The following is a 25,702-nucleotide window of genomic DNA, read 5'->3' as shown; positions in this document are numbered from 1 at the left end:
TTTATTGAAGTCACCTGCTTGAATAAGTTACATATTATGACGAAAAAAAGCTATTCTTACTTGTTAGTGAAGTCCTTTAAGCGGTCGCCTAGAACATCGCTAATAGAGAAGCCCTTGGATTCCTCTGGCATTTGATAATCAGCTAAGTTGAAACTATCTTCGTTCTCCACTAGCTCTTTAATGCTTAGTGACAAACGCTTTTCTTTGCTGTTTACATCCAACACCTTCACCTGTACTTCTTGTCCTTCTTTAAGTACTTCTTGAGGAGTTCCTATGTGCTGGTGAGCAATTTGTGAAATGTGAACCAATCCCTCAACCCCAGGGAAAACTTCGACAAAAGCTCCGTAAGAAACTAAACGTCTAACCTTTCCTGTTAAAACAGAACCTTTTGAGGCCTTTTCTTCTAAATCAGACCAAGGGCCAGGTAAAGTATCTTTTATAGACAATGAAATTCTTTCCGAATCACGATCTATAGATAAAACTTTTACTTTAACTTCTTGTCCTTCAGTTAACACGTCCGACACATTGTCTAAGTGCTCATGAGATATTTGAGAGATATGAACAAGTCCATCTACTCCTCCGATATCTACAAATGCACCAAAGGATGCTAATCTTTGCACTGTTCCTGGAACAACGTCACCGGGATTTATAGCATCAAGTGTTTTATTTTTATTTACCGACTTTTCGTCCTCTACTACCGCTTTATGAGAAAGGATTAATCGGTTTTTGTCTTTTTCAAGTTCTACAATTTTAAAGGTTAAAACTCGTCCTTTATAGTCTTCAAAGGATTCAACAAAGTAATCTTCAATTAGGGAAGCAGGTATGAATCCACGCACTCCTAAATCTACTACTAGTCCACCTTTTACAACTTCTTTAACTTCTGTTTCAATAATTTCTCCGGTTTGGAACTGTTTTTCTAAAGTTTCCCATGCTTTTTCAGCATCAACTTTTCTTTTAGAAAGAACATAGTTTGATTCTTCTACTTTTGTAATCATAAGTTCTAGTTCATCACCGATGGAAACGGAGTCGGACGCTTTTTCAATATGCAGGCTAGATAGCTCGCTAATTGGAACTATACCATCGAAAGGTGCACCTTCAATTGATACGATCACAGATTTTTCATCTACCTGTGCAACCGTCGCTTTTACCAGATCTCCTTCTTTAAACTCTTGCGTGTTTAAGTTCATTTCTTCTGACATATGATATTCCTCCTTCACAACGTCTCTTCTCTATTTTATGCGAACTTTCACAGAAATACAAAAAGAAGCACTTTTATAATAGAAATTTATATTTCAGTTAGTTTTATATTGCTCTATTAGCTTAGCAATATGTTCCATTATTACTTCAGTTACTTCTTCAGCAGAGGCTCTTCTCTCTCTATATGGTTCCATATCAATTACTTCACCAAACACTATTTTTAAACGTTTAAAAGGTTTATAGGGTCCTATTATGGCACATGGCACTACATTTGCGTTTCCTCTCAATGCAAAAAAACCTGCACCAGCAAAGCCTTTTCCAAGTTTTCCGTCTTTACTTCTTGTCCCTTCAGGAAATAGTCCAACAACCTCTCCCTCTTTTAAAAGCTTTAACGCTTTACGTAAGGCATCACGATCGCTCATCCCTCTTTTTACCGGGAAAGCTCTTACTCCAGGTAGTATGCTTTTTAGTATAGGTATTTTAAAAAGCTCCTCTTTCGCCATAAAATTGACTGGCCGTGGAGCATTGATTCCAACAACAGGAGGATCTAGATTTTCTATATGGTTAGAACAAAGCAAGATTCCGCCCTCTTTAGGAAAATTTTCAGACCCTATCACTTCAAATCGATAAATCGGTTTTAAGACTGCAAAAACGACTGTTTTTGCAAAGGAATATAGCTCCAATCATACCATCCTTTCTTGTGCTAGCTGCATAATCTTATTAGAGACTTCCTTAATAGTAAGAGATGTAGTATCAATGAAAATAGCATCCTTCGCTTTTACTAAAGGAGATGCTTCCCTTTCGCTGTCTAATTTATCTCTTAAAGCTATGTCATGCATTAATTCTTCTAGGTTTGTATGAATTCCTCTTTTTTGATTTTCTAAAAATCTTCTATTTGCTCGTTCCTCCACACTTGCAGACATGAAAATTTTAAGTTCTGCGTTAGTCAGTACGTGAGTTCCTATATCACGGCCATCCATAACAACTCCGCCATGCTTGCCCATTTCTATCTGTCTCTTTACCATTTCTTCCCGTAGATTTGCATGAGCAGCTACGACGGAAACGTTGGCAGTTACCTCTTTAGAACGTATTTCTTCGGTTACTTCTACTTGATCTAGGAATACTAGTTGTCCCTTTGGAGAAGGCTTAAGTTCAATAGAGGTTTCTTTCAGTAGCTCTGTTAGCTTAGTCCCATCTTGCAAATCTATGTTAAGTCCAAGCGCTTTATACGTAATAGCGCGATACATTGCTCCAGTATCTACATATGTATACCCTAATAATTCAGCTGTTTGTTTTGCTATTGTACTTTTACCAGCAGCTGCTGGGCCGTCTATTGCAATTTGAATTTGTTTCATTAATTTATCCTCCACTCTATACGCATATATTTTATCATATTACGATTCAAAAAAAAAAAGCCTGTAAATACAGACTTTTAATTTAGTCCTTTTTTCCGTAATAACAGCTGTCTTTCAAAGCAAAACCGTACGATTTGTTGCTTGTCTAAATCATCTGTATTGGTAAATTGAAGGGATGCAATCTTTACAGATTCCTTTTCCCAAATACGTACAACTAAAGCAGTTGTAAAAACGTATCTCATTTCTCCATTATTAAAAGGTAGGGGAATAATAAGAGAAACTTCATCATTTGCATTAAATTTCACGTCAAAGGGAATGATAATTGCTACACCACCAGCACTAATATCATCAGTTACAAATTGGTATTTTTCATCTCCAAATTCAACTGCGATATCTATGGGAGAAACAACCCTAACAAAATTTCGACGTTGAATTTTCATGAAATCAGAGGATTCAGGATAAGGAAGTCTTATCATCGGAATTTGCCCCAACTTTCTACCTAGCACCTCTGTAGGGAAGGCATATACTGATTTAGCCTCCTCTATAAATGTAGCTCTTAGTTGAGTACCCTCTATCAATACGATTGTCTTATTTGTAACTGTATCAATAGGATAATCGATATATATAAACTGATCATCCATATCTACTACTTTACACCGGTATTTTTCGGATTTGTCTGTGAATGTTGGCTCAAGTGTTAAATTAGTACCTAGTTTTATTTGCATAATTTTTACCCTCTTTAATTGTAATAATGACTTAATTATGACACTTAAAGAGGGATTTTTCTATATATTATTTTAAGGCAGTTTCTCCGATTGGAGAATCTCGTGAGTTTCCGCGTCGATATAGACTTTATAAGTTCCTATCTTATCGCTTCTAGTCAATAATTCGTAAGCAAGTCGTTGCTGTAATTCATCATTTTCTACATATGCCATCTTCTCTTCTTCAATTTTTAAATCATCAGCAAAAATTTCTTTATAGTCTAATGGCACTATTTTTTGACTAGCTATTTTTTCCTCTTGAATATATTCCATTGCATTTAAACCTAATAGCTCCCCATTATCTTTAGCTATTTTGAGATGAACACCATCCGCATAAACAATAGCATTATTTTCGGCATCCTTACGAGCAAATGCTAAATGCCAAGCAATTGTATTTTCTCTGAATTCTATCAACTCAGTATCCTCGAATCCAAGCCTCTTCATTTGAGCTAAAGCTTTTTCCTTCATACTCTCCGTATCGATTGAATTTTTATCGAAAGGTCTTTCCATTAAGAAAGATAAAAGATGGCCTCCTTTTTTAGTGAAATCCGCATAACCTATACGAATGCCTTTATGAAATTCAATATGATAAAAAGGATAAGGAGCATCCTTTCCGCTTTCTGTAACATGTATTTTTGCATCAGCTAACTCTGGGAAGAATTTAGCGAATTTTTCTTTTACATCTTCAACGCTTACTGGCTCGTCCGAAATATGCTGTAAATCCTTTTTCTTTTGTTGATCGGTTTCACTCGCTGTCATCGGAAAATCACTTTCTGTATAGGCTTTAACCGAAGCACCAAGCGATTTCCAATTTTTTTGACTTTCCTTACTTAATTTATTTTGGACAAATGAAGTTACTATATAGTCCTTATTTCCATCATCTCGATTGGTAAATGCCCACTGATCTGATAAACTTCTCAAATTCCCACGGGCGTCTACCATGTTGGTTTGCCACTCTTCAATTGGTACTTTACCAGCTCGTACTTGAGCTGCTCCATTACCAATTCGAGTTAAATAGTTCATCCATCCAGATGAAGTCTCTTGGTCTATAGGCAATGCCGAGATGGAAGCTCTGATATCGGAAGAAAGTCTCCAAACGTCCTGTAGCGGACGATCTAATGATGCTTCATCCTTGAATATTAATGTCTCATCGATTGAATCGCTTAACTCTGTGAGCTTTTCTGAAGCAGAGTTTAACTGATTAGAATATTGACTTGCTAGAGCATTTTTAAGGTTTGTATTTTGCTCCTGCACATTAAAATGGTAAACAACAAATATGGCTAAAGCAGCTATAACTATTACCCATCCAAATTTTTTCATATGGTCTCCTTATGAGCAAAAAATATGCTGTCCGATTTTTTTGATATGCGGTCTTGACCAAATCCATTGACTAGTTGCTGTGTCTGGGTTGAAATAATAGATGGCATTTTCAGATGGATCCCATCCATTTAATGCGTCTAACACCGCCTCTTTTGCACGTTCATTTGGTTCTAACCAAATTTGCCCATCTGCAACTGCTGTGAAAGCTAATGGTTGGAAAATAACTTCACTAACAGTATTAGGGAAGTCGGGGTGCTCTATCCTGTTGAGAATTACTGCGGCTACTGCAACTTGCCCTTCATAAGGCTCCCCTCGTGCTTCTCCATAAACTGCGTTAGCGATTAGCTTTAAATCCCTTTCACTATATTCAGGTGGTAACTGCATATTAGTACTATCTGGTTTTTCATTTTTGACTTGATTATCTAGACTCTCGTTACCATAATAAGTAAAGCTTTTGCCTTTGTTAATTTGTTCATGTACATATGCTTTGTCAAATTTTGACGCTTTCACTAATTTCGATTTAGTACTCTCCCCAAGCATTCCATCGACCGGTAATCCATACTTCTCTTGAAAGTTTCGAAGCGCCCAGTAAGTTCCATAACCAAACTTGCCGTCAATTTCACCGGTATAGTAGCCTATATACTGTAATCTGGCTTGTAATTCGATTACATCGTCCCCATATGCTCCCCGCTGAACTATTTGTTCGGAGAATGCTTGAGTTGTTTGTTCTTTAGTTAACAACATATAACTGGCTGTACAAAATATTAAGCCAATTAGGATGTATTTAATCTGTTTCATATGACATCTCTCCTTTTTAACTAGCTTGGATAAAGTGGATTAGTTTATACATATTAACTTTTAAAAAGGAGTCTTTTAGTAAGAGATAAATTATCTTATATTCGGAGTTTATAGTTTTATTGTATTTGCTTACTTCTTAATCGATGATTTTCATTTACAACAGGCGCATTCTATGAATTCTTGAGTAACTAAAAAAGTCCAATTTCTAAATTTTTAAATTAAGAAATTGAACTTTTTTATATTAAAATTTATCTCCAATTTTAGTAGTAATGATATTGATGATGGATAACTGATTAAAAATTCTATCAGCTTCTCAAAAATCCTCACATTCACACAACGCTAATATCCCTAAAATAAAAATGGATCATGACTAATAGTCAAGATCCATCTTGTTGATATAAATTTATTCCACCAAAGTTTTGTTAGTGAATCATTGTGATATGAACTAATTTGTATCTTCCCTTATAAAATATTCGTGCTTTTCAAATCTTGTTCTACGTGATAAGATATGTGCCTGCTTTACTTTCGACAGGCCAAAAATCCATAAAAACAGCATAAACGGTACCATTAACAATATTTCTAACCCTGTGAAGGTTAGTATGCTATTATAAATTATGTGTAGAAACAATGGGGCAGCTAATGCATAAAAAACCTCATATTTTATTTTTTTGGTAGAAGTAAATTTAGCTCTTCCAATATAAAATCCCATGACAACCCCAAATAATGCATGACTCGAAACGGGAAGTAATGCTCTTAAAAAAGCTTCGTCCATTCCGAAGTTTAAGAGGTAAAGGATATTCTCTACCGTGGCAAATCCAAGAGAAACACTTGCTCCGTATAGAATTCCGTCATATGGATCATCAAAGTCAATGTGGTTGTATAAGGCTACCATTAAAATCAACCATTTAAAAAATTCCTCTAAAGCGCTTGTCACTAAAACATTGCGTAAAAATAGAGTATCAAACAAATGCTCCTCAGTTAGAACGTGCTGAATAAACATAATTGGAAATGTTAATATAGCACCATAAATAAAAGTATGTAACAAGAGTCTTGAAGGTTCTTTCGAAATTTCTTTTCGAAGATAGAAATAACTTAAAAGCGCAAGAGCCGGTGCTATTGCACAGGAAAGTAGTACGAACATTTTCTTACTCCTTCCATATTACTAATAATAGTATACAATAATTTCTAATCATTTTGTAAAAAAATTGGAGGTTATATAATTGAAAACAATTTTACTCATCCATACAGGCGGTACTATTTCTATGCAAGTAAATGTAGATACAGGTGCTGTGATGCCATCCGAAAAAAATCCACTTATGGTGGAGGCAGAAAAACTAAAGGGCTTTGCAAATATTATAGAAACTGAAATCTTTAATCTCCCATCACCACATATTACCCCTTTTGAAATGTTACGACTTAAACAATTAATTGATCAATACATTCAAGAAGGAAATATTGATGGAGTAGTTATTACACACGGAACCGATACATTAGAGGAAACGGCCTATTTTTTAGATTTGACCATTGGAACCACTATTCCCATCGTACTTACTGGAGCTATGAGATCGGCAAACGAAATAGGATCGGATGGTTTATACAATTTAGTAGCTGCTATACAAGTAGCTTCATCAGACGATGCACAAGGTAAAGGCGTATTAGTAGTATTAAATGACGAAATACATACAGCCGAGAACGTAACGAAAACACATGCTAGCAATGTAAGTACATTTCAGAGTCCTCAGTATGGACCTATAGGATTTATATCTAAGTCTATTGTGTATTTTCATCATTCACCTAATCATCAACCAATATTTCCGATTCAACAAATTAACAAAAGAGTTGCTCTGTTTAAGGTATATGCAGGAATGGAGCCTGATCTTCTTGAGGCATCGGTTAACTTAGGGTTTGATGGTATTGTTCTAGAGGGATTGGGTCAAGGTAATGTTCCACCAAGCTTAGTACCCGTTATCCATGATATTTTAGAAAAGAAAATACCCATTGTTTTAGTGTCAAGATGTTTTAATGGCATTGCGCAGGACGTATATGGATATGTAGGTGGAGGAAAAGGATTGAAGGAGCGTGGGGTGATTTTCGCTCAAGGTCTAAACGGGCAAAAAGCTCGACTAGCTCTCCTGATCGCCTTAAACCATCTGAACCCTGAGCAAGCTCTACATAGTATATTTAGTAGACAAGAGAAACAGCTATAGTTTTTAACAAAAAGAAGAAAGCTATTTTGCTTTCTTCTTTTTGTTAAATAATATGTTCTTTTATTTATATACCTAAAACAGAGATAAAACTTGTTACTAAACTTTTTTTCTGTATCCATAATTGAAATTGAGTAATCATTGTAATAAGTTGCGCACTATTTGTATCATAGTTTTCCATAAATTCTTTTTCGGAATAAACAAATGGAAAACCCAATACTTCTTTCAAGGTAATTTTAATAGGTTTTTCAGTTAAAAATATTTTTAGTTGTTCTAATTCGAAAGAAATCACTTTCCACGTATCTATATCAATTTCATTGAATGCGTAATAATCAAATTCTTTACAACACTTCTCGAAGACGGGCAGCATATAGCTAAAGTTCTCTTCTGTGAAATAAATAGAAGAAGTATTCCAGCATTCCCCTTTATATATATATCAGGTAATATCTCTATATAACAAGTACCTTCCAGATTATGTACATCGGTAATAATTTCAATCATTTAGAAACTCCTTTATAGAAGAAGACAGTTTTAACAGATGTTTGTTTATTCACATGCGCACTTTCTTACAAAGCTTTTCTCTTTATTTCTGTAGCAATTTGTTCTCCATGAAATCGACCGTTTTCTATAAAAATTTCATTTGCATTATTGCCCGCAGCGATTACTCCAGCTATAAAAATCCCCTCTACATTAGTCTCCATCGTATCCGGATTGTGAAAGGGTTTACCGGAAGTGGCATCTATTGCTACACCCATCTTTTCTATAAATGAATGATCTGGATGATAACCTGTCATAGCGAAAACAAAGTCGTTTTCAATCGTAAATTCACCGTCGGGACCCTTTAAAGTTACACTATCATCATTTATAGCCATAACTTCCGTATTGAAGTGCATATTTACTTCATTATTACGTACACAGCCTTCAAATTCTGGTAGAACCCAAGGCTTAATACTTTGTGAATATTGCCCTTGACGGTACACTACTGTCACATGCGCGCCCGCCTTATTGAGTTCAAGTGCAGCATCGATAGCTGAGTTTTTGCCCCCTATCACCAAAACATTTTGGGCAAAGTAAGGGTGCCCTTCCTTAAAATAATGGAATACTTTTGGCAGGTTTTCTCCAGGAATACCCATATAATTTGGATGATCATAATATCCCGTAGCGATAATAACATTTTTCGCTTTATAAGAGCCCTTAGAAGTTGTAATGACAAAATGATTTGAAGCTTTTTCCACATTTTTTACATGCTCATATTTATTAACTTGAATATTTTTACGTTTTACTACTTCGCGATAATAAACCAAGGCTTGATTTCTTTTTGGTTTTCTTTCCTCTACGATAAACGGTACATTTCCAATGGCAAGCTTTTCACTGGTACTAAAAAAAGTTTGATGGGTTGGATAATTATATATCGCATTTACAATGTTACCCTTTTCTATAATGAGCGTTTTTAATCCTAACTCTTGTGTGGAAATTGCTGCAGAAATTCCACAAGGTCCTCCTCCAACTACTACTACATCAATAATTTGTTCCAAGTACAAAACATCCTTTCTTACTTTTTACTAATCATTTACAACCTTTAAGAGTAATGATATGGCATTCTGGTTTAGCACCAAGGCGCAGCGGTACGCCTGTAGTACCAAACCCATTGCTTATTAACTCTGCTTTATTTTCCTTCAATCTAAAACTACCCTTTTCATATATCCCTAAAGGACCAATACGAATTTGACCGCCATGTAAATGTCCAGCCAACATTAATCGTGGGTTACTTATTTTTTGAGCCGCATGAAAGAATGCTGGTGCATGTGTTACAAAAATTAAGATATCCTCTTCTTTTACATCCTCGAAGGCTTCTGCTATATTTACTTTTCCGACAAAGCCATCATTAATACCTACTAATCGCAAGGAAGGATTTAGATTAGAAAGAACTACAGAACTATTGTTCAAAATATGAATATCAAGGGATTCGAACAAAGATAATAAGTTACTTTCTCCGACTTCTCGGTCGTTATTACCATAAACATAAAAAACAGGGCCAAGCTTTTTTAATTGCTTTAAATTGAATTCTGTCCGATTCAATGGTACTCCTTTTTCCGTGAGGTCTCCACCAATAACTACTACATCCACCTTTCCGATAATACTGTGGATGAGTTCATCTTTAATTTTCCGACGGTGAATGTCAGATATAAAAAATATATGGAATTGCTCTCCTTTAGGTATTTCTTTTACACAGAGACTATGTTCTTTGACATTCGTTTGAAATGCTAAAAAGAGCATATATGTGAAAAGAAGCAAGCACAATACCAAAACTGTTATTACTATATACAACATTAAATCCCCCCTAACCATTATAAAAAAAGCACAAGCGCCTATATCTACCCCGAAAAGCAAATGGGGAAACACGAGAGGTATCAGCTATAGCTTCAGCATGACTATATTATCTTTCAAGCAAAAAGACAGGGATTTTATCCCTGTCCTTAAACCATTCGTTATATTGATTATATTACTCATCTTTATCAATATGTAACACTCGAAAACCTGACTTTTCTAAGTCTTGAATAATTCGATCTAATTTTTGCTCATTGTCAATTTTAAGAACTATTCGGCGCACTAGCTTGTCAGTTTCATCAAATGTTACTAGCGAAATTACAGAAGTGTGATACTTATGCAAAATGTCGGACATTTTCAGAATTCTTCCTTCAGATTCTACAGAAGTAAAGGCAATTCGAGTGCCCTTTGTATTCATACCAAATGCACTTTTAAACTGATGAATTGTGTCATAGCGTGTGACTATGCCTAAGAACTTCTCATCTTCTACTACTGCTAAAATTGGAAAATCATATAGCTTCATAAAAGCCTGTTCAAACACATCACTAGTTTGAACAAATGTATCTTCCCTTGTTACAACATCAGATACCTTTGTTTGTTTCAAAAAAGTATCTTTATCTGTGTTGCTATAAAAGAACGCCTTGTATAAAAGGTACTTGTTAAACATCCCCTTATACTTTCCATCCTCAATAATTGGTAATGCATCAATATCCTTTGCCTCTAGTTCATTTAAAGCGTCCAAAACTGAAGCATTGCCTTTAATAGTTAAGCATTTTTCCTTTGGTATCATTACACTTTTTACAAACATACAAACACCTCTTTCCAAAACGGTCTATACCTATATATTCTATAAAAAGTGAATTTATCCTTCCAACTTGTGATTATGGCAGAATTAATTTTTGTCCTTCATAAATTTCATTGGAAGCTAGTCCATTTGCAGCTTTTATCTTTTCGACTGCTTCTGGATTATTGTAGTAGTTCATCGCGATTCGATATAATGTTTCATTACCCTTAACTATATGAGTTTTCGCGTCTTTTTTTGGTTCTTGTACAGTTTCTTTTTTAGGCTGAGTTGGTGCTGGTGTTGCTGCCTCCTCCTTTTCTTTAGGTTCAACTGCCGGAGGGGCTGGAGTTGATTGAGGCACTTCTGTTGTATCTTCTGGCTTCTCTGCTTCTGAAGTTTGATTTTTTTCCGTTTCGTTTGCCTCTTCTTTTTCTTCCTCTTCTTCACTGCTGCTGTTCAAATTCGAAATTGGCTTAGTAACAACCTGTATGATTCCTTCGTCTTCAGTTGAGGCTTCGCTTTCTGGTTGATAAAAAAATTGTACATAAATCAAAACACTTGCAGGCAATAAGATAAATATAAAAAACAAGGATGGGATGAGTATATTCTTTTTCTTTTTCTTTTTACCTGGTGGATTTCTTCTACTTCTTCTCAATTCAGTTGCTTCACTCTCTACACCAATGGACTGTCTATGTTCGTCAATCTTTTTTTGATAATCATCTTTACTCATATTAGTCAAACTCCATTCTTCCACTTATCTACTACTATTATGACGAATTTTGTTGAAAATGTAAATGTTGTTAAGTATTATAGGATACTTCCTAATCTACTTTTCCAATCTAATACTGTAGCATGGATAAGGGGTTTATCGTGTAAATGAAATAACTCTTGAAGATTTAAAGAACATTTTGAACAGCAATTTAAAGGCTTGTCTATCAGCTTTTGATCGAAATAGGCAATTACCTGTTCCCTAATACAATTCTCATTTTGTAATAGCGTGTACAAGCTTTGAATTTCTATCCATTTTTTTTGTCGAATATTCTTAAACAGTTCTATAGTTTCCTCTGTTGACAATACCATTTTCCAATAATCTAAAATTCTTTCCGTTGTTTCAGATAACTGCACCTGATTTTCATTGGTCTGATATGCAAGGATAATATCCTGTTCGTCGGGAAAATCCTGCATCGCAACAAAATAAGCTTGTTCTACATCGGATAACATATAAAGAATGGAGGCAATGGACTGTTTTCCGTCTCTACCTGCCCGTCCAACCTCTTGCATATAATTGGCAACGGAGGTTGGTATATGATCATGTATAATTTGTCTAATATTATCCTTATGTATACCCATTCCAAAAGCATTCGTAGCACAAATCCAATCTAAATGGCCTTGTTGGAACTGTTGCTGAATGAGAATACGGTCATCTTGATCCATTTTAGAATGATAATAAGCGACTCTGATGCCCTTTTTTTGTAACTCTTCTGTATAAAATTCAGTTTTTTTCCTCGACTGACTATATAATATACCAGGTCCAGTAGTGCTAGTAATCCTATTTAATATCCATTCTACCTTTTCTTTTTGGCTCTCCACCTCATGTGCTTCGTAAGCAATATAAGGACGATCCAAGGAATGAATATATTCAAATGGCTGTTCCATTAACAAGGTAGTTTTTATATCTTTTACAACTTCCTTTGTGGCTGTAGCAGTTAAGGCTAGCACATTTGCCTTTCTTAACGATTTAAGCGACTCAGAGATCCTTAAATAATCAGGTCGGAAATCAAATCCCCACTGGGAAATACAATGCGCTTCATCAGCAACTATAAAAGCTAAATTTAAACTAGCTAACCTTCTTTGAAAACGCTCATTCTGTAACATTTCAGGTGATGTAAAAATAAATTTATAATTTTGTAAACCAGATAACGCCTTTTCTCTTTGCTCGAAGGATAAAAATGAATTGATGGCCACTACTCTTTTTTCTCCCATCATTTTTAACTGCTCTACCTGGTCCTGCATTAAAGAAAGCAAAGGGGATACTATTAGCACCGCTCCATTCTTTAAATATGCTGGTAGCTGGAACAGCAACGATTTACCCATCCCAGTGGGCAAAATAGCTACTACATCCTCTCCAGCTAGGACTTTTTCGATTATTTCCCTCTGTCCTTCTCTAAAATCTTTATATCCAAACCTTGTTTGAAGAATGTGTTGAAGTTCATCCATTTTCTTTCTCCCCTTTAGCTAAAGCCAGTCTAATTTGAAAATAGCTTAACTCAGGTATGTTCTCGCGAATTAACCTCAATTTTTTGGTTTGATGTTTATTGGAGAATTCTAGCACTTTTTTTATTTGGTCGTTCAATATAAATGATGTCAAAGATAAACTTCGATCAGCTGCTGCTATTTCTATTAAGTGATCTTCGATTGTATTTGCTTTTAAAGATCTTAGGGCAGCGATATCTTGGATAGAGTAACCTTCCTTTAAAAGCTGTTCGGTCTTTAAAGCGGATTGTGTTAAAGGACTATGTACAAAAATCTCTTTTGTTAAACCTATTAAATCTGGATGACTTTCTTGATTGATGTTATCTAAGACAATATGCAACGCTTCTACAAATTGAAGCTTCATATCTATAATAGATTCTCCACACTCCAGTGCTAATTGCTCCCATGTGAGCCCACTAATGTGATAACCGCTCATTCGATAGACTAATAGTATACGATGTATTTCCTGTAACTCAGCAATTTGAAGTAAATGCTCTAACTGACTTTTAAAGTCCTTTTGAAATGTTGATGATTTATAGTCTCTCCCTCGTAAGTAATCTTTCACAAACTGGTGAACCGAATAATCTTTTTGATTGGGAATAAATCTAGTTTCATTTTTATTAAAATAAGATAGTGTTTGGACTACTAATTCTAATCTTGACCAGAACAATTTTTCGTTTCCCCTTAGCTCCCAGCCATTAAACAAAGGTTCTGTATATCCAGTTAACTGTTTTAAACCTTTATGACTAATCCTTAGTAGAGAATCTTCCTCTTCAATCCAGTTGTTTTGTTGGAGTTTAAACAACTGCTGCTTATATTCTTCTTGTGTTAACTTCGGATAAATAGAGAAAAAACGATGTAGATTAAAATAAGTGACATCTTGAATGGTTTGTCCAGATTTTTTCCCTTTTAATAAGTAAAAGGAAGCCATTGCTGACCGTTCCCCATTAAATTTTTGAATAATATTTAGTAATAGTTGGCTAAAATACAATTTAAATACCTCACAGTTTGAAAGTATTTTTGTTGAAAAGAAACGTAAACAGCTTTAGAATGAATAAGATAGCTAATTCTTATAAGTAGAATTAAAGGAGAGAATATACTAATGGCAAAATATACTATAGTAGATAAAGATACGTGTATCGCATGCGGAGCTTGCGGAGCAGCTGCTCCAGACATATATGACTATGACGATGAAGGTATTGCCTTTGTTATTTTAGATGATAACACGGGAACAACGGAAGTTCCAGAGGAACTGATGGAGGACATGGAGGATGCATTTGAAGGCTGCCCTACCGATTCCATTAAAGTTGCTGAAGAATCATTTGAAGGCGACGCTCTAAAATTTGAATAGTATATTAATGCCAAGAAGGATGACTAGCTCATTTTTCTTGGCTTTTTATATTTCTATAAACTTAAGTGGCAGGTTAATGCTATACCTACAAAAAAATAAAAACCGCAGACAAACTAGAAATTGTCTAGTTTGCCAGCAGTCATACATATCTTTAATTTATATTTGGAACTTTAAACGACTCGCTCACCTTGTCTAGTATAGGCTTCAATCGTTTAAATAGAACAACCATAACAATTGTAACTATAATACCTTTTATCAGATTAAACGGTAAAATACCGTAAATGATAGAATTAAATAAAGCTGTTCCTGTTTCCGCTGGGAAGTTTAAAAAGTACGAATACATTGGTAAGAAAACATAATAATTTAACAGGCTCATACCAAGAGCCATACAAACTGTCCCGACGCCTAAGCCGTAAGCAATCCCTTTAGAGGAAGAAACTTTACGATAAATGACATAAACAGGTGTCAAAAACAAAATACTAGTTGCGAAGTTAGCCATATGACCGACTGGAACGCCTGTGGGACTTCCTGAAAAGAACCAATCTAGTACGTTTTTCATGAAAGCTACAATGATTCCTGCAACTGGCCCCATTGTGATAGCAGCAATTAACGCTGGGATATCACTGAAGTCAATTTTCAAATAAGCTGGTAAAACTGGTAACGGAAATGCAAGCAGCATTAAAACGAAAGAAATACTACTTAGCATTGCGATTGCAATAAGCATTCGCGTCTTACTTTTTGCCATAAATCCTCTCTCCTTTTGCGATTCACTCCACAAGAAGAAAGGTTCAGTTCGTTATCAATACTCAAAAAATCCCTTAAGCAAATAAAGCTTAAAGGAGAAAAAGGTACACTTAAATAAGCGTATCCGTATAAGAGCATACGAAAAACGACTGCACCTTCACCTTCTCCCATCCAGACTATACTGTCGGCTTTGGAATTTAACCAAATCCTGCCTTTTACGGCTCGCGGGCTCAAGAAAAAACTCTTCTAATACCGCCGATCGGGAATTTCACCCTGCCCCGAAGATGAATCAATATTTTATTGTCATTCAAGATTATCTCGAATTACAATCATTTTATCAAACTATATTAATATATGCAATACAACTGTTTCGATTTAAGTATATTAACAGATGAACCTTTTTTATGAAATTAAAATAAAGTGATTTTTGTTCACCTTAATATATAACTGTAATAAATAACTCTTTCCGACTATAAAACTTGCCTGAACGGTCATAAATTTTTCTATCCGGTCATAAATCTCGTCCGAACGGTCATAAATTTTTCTATCCGGTCATAACTCTCGTCCGAACGGTCATAAATTTTTCTATCCGGTTATAAAACTCGTCCGAACAGTCATAAATTTTTCTATCCGGTCATAACTCTCGTCCGAACGGTCATAAATTTTTCTATCCGGTCATAAAACTCGTCCGAACAGTCATAAATTTTTCTATCCGGTTATAACTCTCGTCTGAACGGTCGTAAATTTTTCTATCCGATTATAAAACACTTTTTTCGTATAAAAAAACCAATAAAAAAATCGACCGACTAATTAGTAGGTCGATTCTTTATTATTCGTTCATCATGTACCCATTAGGGCCAATTGGGATTGGTAAAGTAGCTGTCAAATCAAATCGATCCCATTGCTTCTGTACAACATTTTCTAGACGAACTGTTTTATCGAAGCTTGCAGCTGTTAATGTAAAGGCTTCAATCATAAGAATAGAATCTTCATATTCCAATGTTGCCAAATCTAATGCTTCGTCAAATGTTATTACAACCGTGTTGCCTTCCTCTGATACCTCATAACTAACATCTTTCGGTACAACAGTCGTATAAAGATCATTTGCTGATTTTGGCATATCTTTAAAAGCATTCTCAAACTTAGCATCCTTTGGAACAAGGAATGTCAGTCCGCTATTCATTGTGTGTTTAAAATACATTCGTTCTTTGTTTCCGCTTGCCAATTCCTTTTTCCCTATTACTCCTACTTGGTCCCAATTGATAGCTGTGCCATCCTCACTTAATCGTTCCAGGAAGGAAAAATCCGTAAAAATATGACGGATTGTATCAGTATACACTCCGGAAGTAGCTGAAGCAGCATCATAACCATGCCCTTTAGGTAAATAGTGTTGAAGCGTATCGCCATCTGAAACTAAATTACCTTGCAAGGGCAAATATTCCTCGAACCCTAGAGCAGATTCATCTATAGTGCTTGCATATTTTTCATATAACTGAAGACTATTTGGCAATCCGTCAGTAAATTCTTCGTTTATTTTATCCTTAGGTATAATTATTGTGATTGGGTAAGCTTCTGCCCCTTCTGTTACAGAAAAATGAAATGGAATTCCATCATTTAAATCATCTTCATATACAGTTCTAGCGTTGTTAAAGGCTTGAACTGGCACTAATTCACTTTCGACAGCTAAAGAATTGACTACATCATTTGAATTTTCTATAGCCGCATCTTCCTTGGCTTCCATTCCGCCCTCTGTTGTTTCTACCTCAGAGGCAGGAGCAACGTCCAACGTTCTCAACATGTCCGATTTGTCTGTAGCCTGTTGCTGGATTGCAGATTTTTCACTACTTGTGCCCAAGTATGAAGAAATTAAGAACGTTAACAACAAAACAGAAGCAACAGACACTAAAAGTGGCATCCATTTAGAAAACCATTTATTATTTCGTATGACTTTATTTAAATCGGAAGAATCCATTTCTAACTTCACTCGATTGTATACTTCATCCTTCGAACGATTATCTGTGAACTTGGGCATGTTGTGTAAGAGCTCATCTAACGCTTTATTCTTTTCTTCTTGATTACTCATGTAAAACATTACCCTCCTTTTGTTTATCAGATAATTTTTCTCGAAGTGATTTAATAGCTCTATGCTGAGTAGTCTTTACCTTACCTTCTGTCCAATTTAATACTTGTGCGGTTTCAGCAATGGACAGCTCTTGAAAATATCTCATAATGACTACCATTTTCTGATCTCCAGTACATGTATCTAAAGCTAGTAGCAAGGCTTTCATTTCATCATTTAAAACAGTAAAATCCTCCGGCAACATGTCTTTTGATGCAAGCTGTGTAGATTCCCAGTCAAAAGCATCAAACATTCTTTTCTTTCTAACGGAATGCTTTCGAAAATGATCAATAGCTACATTTTTTGCAATTGAAAATAACCATGTTTTCTCGGAGCTTTTTCCCTCAAATTTACTGTAAGCTCTTAGAACACGAACATAAACCTCCTGGACCAAGTCTTCCGCAGTTTGTCTATCTTTAACTAGATAGATCAAAAACTGAAAAACGTCTTGATGATAGGTATCATACAAGCGGTGGAAAACGGAGTCATTCATAATGCTCCCCCCGTTCTTTCAATTAGTCGTTTCATCTCCCGATTTGTTACATTAGCTTAATGGCAATTGAATAATAAATGTTGTGCCTACCCCGACTGTGCTTTCTGCTGATAGGTGACCTTCGTGTCTTTCGACTATATTTTTCGCAATAGCAAGGCCGAGGCCAGTGCCAGCTTTCCCTCTAGTTCTAGCTTTATCGGCTTTATAAAACCGCTCAAAAATATAAGGTAAATCCTCCGCAGGTATACCAAATCCAGTATCTGATACCTTTATAATGATTTGGTTTTTGGATTTCTCTAACAGTACGGAAACAGAGCCTTCTTCCGGAGTATGCCTTAAAGCATTATCAATTAAGTTCGTTAAAACCTGTTCCATACGATCTTCGTCTATCTCAATTTCGATTAATTCCTCAGAAGGTATATTGTGATCAAACTTTAAGCTAACATTACTTTCTTTCGCAGCTTGGTCAAATTTTTGGGTAATCCTTTCGATTACCGAAACAATTTCTGCTTTTTCTTTGTGTATGCTCAAATAACCTGATTCAAGTCTCGCTAAATCTAATAACTCTGTTACAAGTCTACCCATACGTTTAGATTCATCATAAATAACCCGAATCATTTCATTTTTGTCTTCTTCTGTCGTGACTATTTCATCGATAATGGCTTCACTGTATCCTTGCAGCATAGAAATAGGTGTTCTTAGCTCATGAGAAACATTAGCGATGAAATCTGAACGCATTTTGTCTAATCTATGTTGCTCAGTCATGTCGCGCAATACGACCACTGCCCCACGAACAGATTCATTGCTATAAAGAAGGCTGATCGACACAGAGAAGTATGATCCTCTTATTTCTAATTCCTCATCTAATTCTTCTTCTAAATGCAATACATGCTCTAGAAGATGCTGAAGTTCATCAGGTAAATCTGATTTGTTAGCAATGTCATTTTCTTCATGCCATTTATTTAACAGTTGGTCAGCCTGTGGATTACTTACCTGTACTTGAAATTCTTTGTTGAAAGTAATTACGGCATCTGTCATAGAAGTAAGAATACTTGAAAGCTGTTCCTTTTCCTGATTGATTACCTCCACATGATGCTTTAATTGCTTACCCATTCTGTTAAATGCAGAGCCAAGCTCCCCTATCTCGTCTCTTTGCGTATAAGGTACCTTCGTTTCAAAGTTTCCTTTAGCTAGCTCTAAAGCCGCCTCTCGCATCGATCGAAGGGGAGATGTGATTTTAGAAGAAAGGAAGAAAGTAAGCAAGGTTGTAAGTAACAGAGCTATAAATCCAGACAGAAATACAATTTTTGTCGTATTATTAGAGGTTTTATTTACAACTTCTAAGCTTTGATAAATAAAAACTGCTCCATGAACCTGTTCGTCAGCTTCTAGAGGAGATGCCAAAATTATATAGTTTTCCATTCGATTTTCTTCTGTCATGGATGGCATTAGCATTTTCTTAATAATTGTTTTATCCGAAGTATAAATCTTGGAAAGCTGCTCGTCTTCTAATATTTTATCATTGATAACTTCTTTATTGAGACCCTCTTGAACGGAGAGGAATACAGAATCTGCATTTCTTACAATTAATGTATTTGTTTCCGAGCCTAAAATATCACTAATAATGGAGAGGGAATTCTCTAGATTTTCATGCTGTTCTACAATTTTCCCTATAGTAGCAGCTTCTTGTCTAAGAATTTCTTCCGCTTGTTCTGTATGAAAGTCTTCTAAAAATTCTAGCATTAGGACTGTAACGATAAACAACACAAATAAGACGAGAAGCAATATGGTTCCCCATAGCTTCCCGACCACACTATTCCAAATCCTATTCATTTCCTACCTCGAATTTATAGCCAACTCCCCAAACAGTTACAATCATTTTCGCAGCTTTTTCAGAAACTCTATTTAATTTTTCACGTAATCTTTTTACGTGTGTATCTACTGTACGTAAATCTCCAAAGAAATCGTAATGCCAAACTTCTTTTAACAGCTGTTCCCGATCAAAAACTTTATCTGGCGCTTTAGCAAGGAAGTAAAGCAATTCATATTCTTTTGGAGTTAAGCTAACTTCTTCACCATCTGCAGTGACTCTATGTGCATCATGGTCAATGGTTAAATGAGGAAATACAACAATATCCTTAGAAATGGAAACTGTCTGTGATGGAGAAAATGCTGCTGATCTTTTCAGAAGTGCCTTTACTCTAAGAACAACCTCTCTTGGACTAAAAGGTTTTACAATATAATCGTCCGCTCCCAATTCAAAGCCTTCTACACGATTAGCTTCTTCGCCCTTAGCTGTTAAAAGAATAACTGGTGTGTCTTTATGTTCTCGAAGCTCTGTAATAACCTCTATACCATCTTTTTCAGGCATCATAATATCTAGGAGAATACAATTATATTCATTTTCTAAAGCGAGTAAAAGAGCAGCTTCTCCGTTTTCAGCTTCCTCTACCATATACCCTTCTCTTTCTAAATACATTTTCAACAAACGACGGATACGTTCTTCATCATCTACTACTAAAAGTTTTATCATTTCTGACATTTAAATATCATACCCTTCTATCTACATCTATTCTATATTGTACAATTACTTAACATAAAAGAAAAGAAAAGCTCTACATTCTGCTGAATGTAGAGCTTTTTGACACTACTTTTGACTTACTTATGCGTATGAGTGAAGACCCGCAATGATTAAGTTTACAGCAATAAGGTTAAACATAATGATGATAAAACCTATTAATGCCAACCATGCAGATTTTTCACCTTGCCATCCTTTTGTCAATCTTAAATGTAAGAATACCGCATAGAATAACCATGTGATAAGAGCCCAAACTTCTTTTGGATCCCAGCCCCAGAAACGAGACCAAGCTTCATGAGCCCATATCATTGCAAATATTAGAGCCCCTAATGTGAATACAGGAAAGCCAATTAATACAGAGCGATACCCGATTTCATCCATTAGTTGAGAATTAGCTTTTTTAGCTAATGGCTGTAAAACTGTAGCAATACGTTTACGTAAGATTAATCGAAGTAATCCATAAAGTACTGTACCGAATAGGACTGCCCATACAACAGTCGTTAACTTCTTACCATTAATTAAAGGTGGAACTTCAATTAGCGGTTCCATAGCCCCATCAGTAATAACCTCTGATTCATTCATACCAAATAGTGCTGGTAGGTTATATTCTATATCATGTGGATTTCCTTCTTTGTCTATATAAGAATATTCTGCTGAATAATCTACTGCAGAAAATGAAACAGTTGAAATAACGAAACCTAAAACTAAAACTAAAAGGTACATGGTTGCTTCTATCCAAAAACGTTGCTTAGACGGTTTTGTTAGGTCGATATTTTTTAGTAACCATATTAAACCGGCTACTGCACTGATTGCTAATATAGCTTCACCAAGTGCTGCTGTAATAACATGAATAGTTAACCAGTGACTTTTTAGAGCTGGGATTAATGGAGTGATATCCTTTGGGAACATGCTTGCATATGCAATGATTAGCACTGCTATAGGCAATGCAAAAAGACCAAGAGCAGGAGTTTTATAGATAAAGTGAATAAGTATAAAAGCTCCTACTACAAGCATTCCGAATGCTGTAGTAAATTCAAATAAGTTACTTACTGGTGCATGTCCAGCAGCAATCCAACGGGTAATAAAATAACCCAAGTTAGCTACAAAACCAATAATCGTCACTATAATTGCTAAATTTCCCCATCGTTTATATGAATTTGTAGCTGCTGCACTTGAAGATTTGACTGCTCCACCAAATAAAAACGTAGCAACCAAATAAGCGACAAACGCTACAAACAATAAAGTCTCACTTACAGAAACCATTGTCATTTTATTTTACACCTTCCTCTGTTTCCTCTTTTTCTTGTTTTGCATCTAAATCTTGCTGATCTTCGTATGGTGGTATATTGGTTATCTTCGAAACCTCATCGATATCCTTCTTAACGCTCATCCAGTTTTTGTTCGTGTGAGCAGCTACTACCATCTGTCCATCCTCTAAATATTGAAGCCAAATACGTCTATGGTTCCAATAAGACCCTTGTGCAACACCAATCATAAAGATAAGTCCACCAAGCATTAGAATAGGAAGTGTTAAATCTTTGCGAATTGTAAGACCTGACATATCTCTAGTTTCTACACTTTCAAATTTAACTTTATATTCTGTTTCCCCTAAAGGTTCTAATGTATTTTGAATCATGACAAAACTAGTTTCACCTTTTGGATATTCCGGGCTGTACATTTTCACTAAAAATGCAGGATTCTTAGGCTCAGGAGTCTCTGATTGAGGTTCACCATCTACAAAACCAGAAAAATTAGCGTAGTAGTCTACGATTTCTACCTTATAACCATCATTTAACTCGTACATACTTTGTGGATTTGATAACTCCACCGTAAACTGACCATGATCAGTACCAGTAGCTTTGTCCTCCAAATGGAAAGTCATAGACTTTAATTCATTAAGACGGAAATCCATCTGGAACACAGAGAAATTATCAAATTTCAAAGGTTCATTAACCTGGATGGACTCTTCCTTCACTAACTTTAAGTCTTCGGGATGACCAGCGACTGCATCATCTGGCCCTTTATATAAAGCTACATCCGTTTGATAATTTTTAGCAATCGATCCCACTCTATCAAGTGCTTCACCAAAAACTTCTTCTGACTCTTCTTTTGTATATGTTTCATAGATGAAATCCTTACTCTCTAAGAAATAACCATCTGTTTGTGGTATGTAAAGAGTTTCTCCTTCTCTTATCCACATAGTTTCATCTACATAAAACCCTGGGATTGCACGTAGCATAACACCAAACAGGAAAAGTATTAAACCTAAATGGTTTACGTAAGGGCCCCATCTGGAAAAACGACCTTTTTCTGCAAGAATTGCATTTCCTTCTCGTTTAACCTTATACTTCATTGACTTAAGCTTTTCTTCCGCCTTCTCAAGAGATTCGACAGGAGCTTCTACTTCTGCTGCGCCGAATACACGCTGACGTTTCAAAAAGCTAATATGTCTTTTTGTTTTTTGTTTTTTAAGAGATTTGTAAAGTGGTATTACTCTATCCAAACTTGCAATGACTAAAGAAATACCTAGCATTCCCACTAGCGTTTGGAACCACCAGGAGCTATAAAGATCAGAAAGTCCTAATTCATAATATAATGTTCCAAACCATCCATACACTCTCTCATAATACGCTGCAATATCTTCTTCTCTCGTTGCAGGAACATAAAAAACCTGTGGCAGAATAGTTCCTATAGCGGCAGCTATTAGGATAGCAACGATAATCCACATTCCGACTTTTACACTAGAGAAGAAATTCCAGATTTTATCAATTATTGTTTTGTTATAGGTTTGAGAACGTCTTGCAGACCCTTCATATCTCATATCAACAATCTTTTGTTCTCTCGATTGTTGACTTAAAGGGCGTCCACAGCTTTCACAAAGCTCTGTACCTGCAGGGTTGACGTGCCCACATTTACAAACTATCTTGTCCATCTAAAAGACTCCTTTAGGAAGGTTTGATTTGTTCCATGAAATTTGCAATATCTTGCTCGGTCATCTCACCTTTAATAATCTTTTCTATCTTACCTTCCGGGCTAATCAAAAAGGTTGTTGGTAGCGGATCAATATTATAGGAATCCAACAAGCTTTTGTTTTGATCGATTGCAATAGGAAATGTTAAGCCATAACGGTTAGCAAAACGATTTACCTTTAAATCCGATTCTCCAACATTAATAGCTAGAGTCTGAACACCTTGATCTTTGTAGACATTGTACTGATTGTCCATTGCAGGCATTTCCTTTGCACAAGGTTTACACCAAGTTCCCCAGAAATTTAAAAAGATGCCTTGTCCTTTGTAATCAGAAAGCTTATGCTGTTCTCCATTCGTGTCTACCACATGGAAATCCGGTGCTTTATCGCCGACTTGTAAAACTGCATTTTTTTCTTTAGTCACGTTAGAGAAAATTGTAAATACAATTGCTAGTGTAAGTACTACTAAAATAACTGCTCTTATGTAAAAACGTTTTTGTTTGGATTGAGCCAAATTTATTTCCTCCATTCCATGCATTGCCGACAATATTATATCAAAATTAATGTCCAAATTGAGAAGGACATATGAAGGCTTTGTGAACTTTTCATTGTTATTTACCTATTTTACCTGTTTCAGCAAGAACTCTGAGCTGTTTTACCTCATGAGTTGTTAGTTCTCTCCACTCCCCTGCATTTAAACCAAGCAAAGTTAGAAAGCCAAATCGTTCTCTTTTTAGTTTTTGCACAGGAAAACCAATTGCATCGAACATGCGTCGTACTTGACGATTTTTTCCTTCATGGATAGTGATTTCTACAATCGACTTATTCGTTTTCTTTTCAGAAGACAAAAGCTTTACCCTTGCCGGTGCGGTCTTGCCGTCTTCTAAGACAACTCCACGCTCAAGAGGTCTTAATTGTTCCTTAAGTGGTATTCCTTTAAGTCTCGCCACATAGGTTTTGTCCACTTTAAATTTAGGGTGGGTCAACGCATACGAGAAATCTCCGTCATTTGTTAAAAGTAGTACTCCTGACGTTTCGTAATCTAATCTTCCTACTGGATATAGGCGTTCTGTAACATGAGGCAATAAATCCGTCACGGTTTTCCTACCTTTGTCATCCGTTACTGCAGAAATAACTCCTCTTGGCTTATAAAGTAAGTAGTATTTTTTTTGTTCCTTCTCTAACTTTACTCCTTCAACCTCCACCGTATCAGAGTCAGAAACTTTTGTACCTAATTCCTTCACTACTTTACCGTTTACTTTTACTTTTCCTTCCAAAATTAACTCTTCAGCTTTTCTTCTAGAAGCAACACCTGCGTGTGCTAATACTTTTTGTAATCTTTCCAAGTAATTCACCTCGTCCATTCTTTCCATACATGAGTGAATTATGTCACACTTTTACATAAAATAAAAGAAGACAGTCTTTTGGAAAAACTGTCTTCTCAAAATTATTTGACTTTCTTCACATTAAATTCTAGTGCAACATCTTTATCAATCATTACTTTCCACAAATAAGGCTTTTTCTCGTTGTTATTACGAGGAATAATTAGAACATTATTCAACTGATCCTGTTCCTCTTTATTCAACAATAAATAATAGTCTTTTTTTACTTCTATCACGTCTTTTTGAAATAGCTGATATTTCCCTTTTTCCACTACCTTAACATTCTCATAGTTTTGAAAGACTTGCTCAGCCAAGGAGACATGAGTATTCCAATCATTCGAGTGGTTCAATGTCACTACTATAACTTCCTTATCCTTATCTTTTAAATAAGTGACAAGGGTTCTTCCTGCTCTCTTCGTATAGCCAGTTTTTCCGGCAACGGTGTACTCGTTGAAGTGCATTAGTTTGTGCTTATTTCTCCATTTGATCGAACGTTCCTCTGGCACAAAATTTTTGGCGGAGGAGATTTTTTTAAAGTCTTCATTTTGGAGTGCTAAACGGAACATATTAGCCATGTCATGTGCAGAAGCGTAATGATCGTCATTGTGTAAACCTGACGGATTCGTAAAGTGAGAATGATCTAACCCTGCTAATTCAAACTTCTCGTTCATCAGCTTAACGAAACCCTCTAATGACCCTCCTGTATGCTCTGCTAAAGCGTATGCAGCATCATTTCCTGATTGAAGCATAAGACCATGCAGTAAGGAGTTAACTGTCCAGACCTCACCAGGCTGTAAATAGAGCGAGGAACCCTCCTGGGCAGCAGCAACAGAAGAAATTGTGATCTCTTCATCAAGTGTGGCATTATCCAACACAGTCAAAGCCGTCCAAACCTTTGTAAGACTTGCAATAGGCAACTCTACATCCGCATTACTTCCAAGCAATAGTCTTCCTGTCTTAGCATCAATAACAGCATAGGAGGATGAGGTTGCATGGGCATTACTAATATTTATTAAAAGAAAAAACAAAACTAGTATAAACGCTTTTTTGTAAATGGAAAATACTCC

24 protein-coding genes, 1 pseudogene and 1 riboswitch are annotated in these 25,702 nt (G+C 35.7%); of the genes and pseudogenes, 2 read left to right on the top strand and 23 right to left on the bottom strand.

Translation table 11 applies throughout. The annotated features are described in order from the left end of the window. Positions 1-56: 56 nt before the first annotated feature. The 7 genes from rpsA to prsW form a co-directional block, all read right to left on the bottom strand. Complete coding sequence (rpsA, locus tag H9650_RS13705; RefSeq protein WP_154310939.1) at positions 57-1,199, bottom strand: 30S ribosomal protein S1; 1,143 nt, start codon at positions 1,197-1,199, stop codon at positions 57-59. Between the two features lie 93 nt (positions 1,200-1,292). Continuing rightward, positions 1,293-1,880 (bottom strand): lysophospholipid acyltransferase family protein, encoded by a 588-nt coding sequence (locus tag H9650_RS13700; protein ID WP_151110179.1) that lies wholly within the window; start codon positions 1,878-1,880, stop codon positions 1,293-1,295. After that, positions 1,881-2,552 carry a (d)CMP kinase gene (cmk, locus tag H9650_RS13695; protein ID WP_144536918.1) on the bottom strand — a complete coding sequence of 224 codons (672 nt, stop codon included), beginning with the start codon at positions 2,550-2,552 and terminating at the stop codon, positions 1,881-1,883. 77 nt (positions 2,553-2,629) lie between these two features. Continuing rightward, complete coding sequence (locus H9650_RS13690; RefSeq protein ID WP_144536920.1) at positions 2,630-3,277, bottom strand: flagellar brake protein; 648 nt, start codon at positions 3,275-3,277, stop codon at positions 2,630-2,632. 72 nt (positions 3,278-3,349) lie between these two features. Continuing rightward, positions 3,350-4,633, bottom strand: coding sequence for a PepSY1/2 domain-containing protein (locus H9650_RS13685; RefSeq protein WP_154310940.1), 1,284 nt, complete (start codon positions 4,631-4,633; stop codon positions 3,350-3,352). A gap of 9 nt (positions 4,634-4,642) precedes the next feature. Continuing rightward, complete coding sequence (gene sleB / locus H9650_RS13680; protein ID WP_225216089.1) at positions 4,643-5,377, bottom strand: spore cortex-lytic enzyme; 735 nt, start codon at positions 5,375-5,377, stop codon at positions 4,643-4,645. Positions 5,378-5,876: 499 nt separating this feature from the next. Beyond that, complete coding sequence (gene prsW, locus H9650_RS13675) at positions 5,877-6,572, bottom strand: glutamic-type intramembrane protease PrsW (RefSeq protein ID WP_144536926.1); 696 nt, start codon at positions 6,570-6,572, stop codon at positions 5,877-5,879. 79 nt (positions 6,573-6,651) lie between these two features. Between prsW and H9650_RS13670 the strand changes: the two genes are divergently transcribed. Beyond that, complete coding sequence (locus H9650_RS13670; RefSeq protein ID WP_154310941.1) at positions 6,652-7,638, top strand: asparaginase; 987 nt, start codon at positions 6,652-6,654, stop codon at positions 7,636-7,638. A 563-nt stretch (positions 7,639-8,201) separates the two neighbouring features. Here H9650_RS13670 and H9650_RS13665 read toward each other — a convergent pair. From H9650_RS13665 to H9650_RS13640, 6 genes are all read right to left on the bottom strand, one after another. Continuing rightward, complete coding sequence (locus tag H9650_RS13665) at positions 8,202-9,170, bottom strand: YpdA family putative bacillithiol disulfide reductase (protein ID WP_191697448.1); 969 nt, start codon at positions 9,168-9,170, stop codon at positions 8,202-8,204. A 31-nt stretch (positions 9,171-9,201) separates the two neighbouring features. Beyond that, the gene (locus H9650_RS13660) at positions 9,202-9,966 is read right to left on the bottom strand and encodes a metallophosphoesterase (protein ID WP_191697447.1); all 765 of its coding nucleotides are present in this window, start codon (positions 9,964-9,966) and stop codon (positions 9,202-9,204) included. A 172-nt stretch (positions 9,967-10,138) separates the two neighbouring features. Then, positions 10,139-10,771, bottom strand: coding sequence for a CBS domain-containing protein (locus tag H9650_RS13655; protein WP_144536936.1), 633 nt, complete (start codon positions 10,769-10,771; stop codon positions 10,139-10,141). A 73-nt stretch (positions 10,772-10,844) separates the two neighbouring features. After that, on the bottom strand, positions 10,845-11,477 hold the full coding sequence (locus tag H9650_RS13650; RefSeq protein ID WP_154310943.1) for a LysM peptidoglycan-binding domain-containing protein: 633 nt from the start codon (positions 11,475-11,477) through the stop codon (positions 10,845-10,847). Between the two features lie 77 nt (positions 11,478-11,554). Continuing rightward, the gene (locus tag H9650_RS13645; RefSeq protein ID WP_144536940.1) at positions 11,555-12,964 is read right to left on the bottom strand and encodes a RecQ family ATP-dependent DNA helicase; all 1,410 of its coding nucleotides are present in this window, start codon (positions 12,962-12,964) and stop codon (positions 11,555-11,557) included. Then, positions 12,957-13,991 (bottom strand): helix-turn-helix domain-containing protein, encoded by a 1,035-nt coding sequence (locus H9650_RS13640; protein ID WP_144536942.1) that lies wholly within the window; start codon positions 13,989-13,991, stop codon positions 12,957-12,959. Before H9650_RS13640 ends, H9650_RS13645 begins: the two co-directional genes overlap by 8 nt. A gap of 111 nt (positions 13,992-14,102) precedes the next feature. Here H9650_RS13640 and H9650_RS13635 point away from each other — a divergent pair, with 111 nt between their 5' ends. Next, positions 14,103-14,351 carry a ferredoxin gene (locus tag H9650_RS13635; protein WP_144536944.1) on the top strand — a complete coding sequence of 83 codons (249 nt, stop codon included), beginning with the start codon at positions 14,103-14,105 and terminating at the stop codon, positions 14,349-14,351. Between the two features lie 151 nt (positions 14,352-14,502). Here the strand turns inward: H9650_RS13635 and H9650_RS13630 are convergent, their stop codons facing one another. The 10 genes and pseudogenes from H9650_RS13630 to H9650_RS13585 form a co-directional block, all read right to left on the bottom strand. After that, entirely contained in the window at positions 14,503-15,096 is a 594-nt protein-coding gene (locus H9650_RS13630; protein ID WP_144536946.1) for an ECF transporter S component, read from the bottom strand. Between the two features lie 154 nt (positions 15,097-15,250). Next, positions 15,251-15,385: riboswitch (FMN riboswitch) on the bottom strand. Positions 15,386-15,924: 539 nt separating this feature from the next. Continuing rightward, positions 15,925-17,178 (bottom strand): hypothetical protein, encoded by a 1,254-nt coding sequence (locus H9650_RS13625; RefSeq protein ID WP_191697446.1) that lies wholly within the window; start codon positions 17,176-17,178, stop codon positions 15,925-15,927. Continuing rightward, positions 17,171-17,713, bottom strand: a pseudogene (sigX, locus tag H9650_RS13620) (RNA polymerase sigma factor SigX); the annotation flags it as partial. The gene H9650_RS13625 and the pseudogene sigX, both read right to left, overlap by 8 nt. 45 nt (positions 17,714-17,758) lie before the next feature. Further along, the gene (locus H9650_RS13615) at positions 17,759-19,540 is read right to left on the bottom strand and encodes an ATP-binding protein (protein ID WP_151110193.1); all 1,782 of its coding nucleotides are present in this window, start codon (positions 19,538-19,540) and stop codon (positions 17,759-17,761) included. Then, positions 19,533-20,249: a response regulator transcription factor gene (locus H9650_RS13610; RefSeq protein ID WP_144536954.1), complete on the bottom strand. Its 717-nt coding sequence runs from the start codon at positions 20,247-20,249 to the stop codon at positions 19,533-19,535. Before H9650_RS13610 ends, H9650_RS13615 begins: the two co-directional genes overlap by 8 nt. A 120-nt stretch (positions 20,250-20,369) precedes the next feature. Beyond that, entirely contained in the window at positions 20,370-21,554 is a 1,185-nt protein-coding gene (gene ccsB / locus H9650_RS13605) for a c-type cytochrome biogenesis protein CcsB (protein ID WP_151110195.1), read from the bottom strand. A gap of 1 nt (position 21,555) precedes the next feature. After that, positions 21,556-23,217, bottom strand: a complete 1,662-nt coding sequence (resB, locus tag H9650_RS13600; RefSeq protein WP_151110197.1) for a cytochrome c biogenesis protein ResB — start codon at positions 23,215-23,217, stop codon at positions 21,556-21,558. Positions 23,218-23,230: 13 nt separating this feature from the next. Next, complete coding sequence (gene resA, locus H9650_RS13595) at positions 23,231-23,767, bottom strand: thiol-disulfide oxidoreductase ResA (RefSeq protein WP_305076191.1); 537 nt, start codon at positions 23,765-23,767, stop codon at positions 23,231-23,233. A 97-nt stretch (positions 23,768-23,864) separates the two neighbouring features. Further along, positions 23,865-24,599 carry a pseudouridine synthase gene (locus tag H9650_RS13590; protein ID WP_191697444.1) on the bottom strand — a complete coding sequence of 245 codons (735 nt, stop codon included), beginning with the start codon at positions 24,597-24,599 and terminating at the stop codon, positions 23,865-23,867. A 101-nt stretch (positions 24,600-24,700) separates the two neighbouring features. After that, positions 24,701-25,663 (bottom strand): D-alanyl-D-alanine carboxypeptidase family protein, encoded by a 963-nt coding sequence (locus tag H9650_RS13585; protein WP_191697443.1) that lies wholly within the window; start codon positions 25,661-25,663, stop codon positions 24,701-24,703. Positions 25,664-25,702 lie beyond the last annotated feature (39 nt).

It is taken from the genome of Psychrobacillus faecigallinarum, assembly GCF_014836595.1.
Classification (GTDB): domain Bacteria; phylum Bacillota; class Bacilli; order Bacillales_A; family Planococcaceae; genus Psychrobacillus; species Psychrobacillus faecigallinarum.
This window is presented reverse-complemented; position numbering and strand designations above follow the sequence as displayed.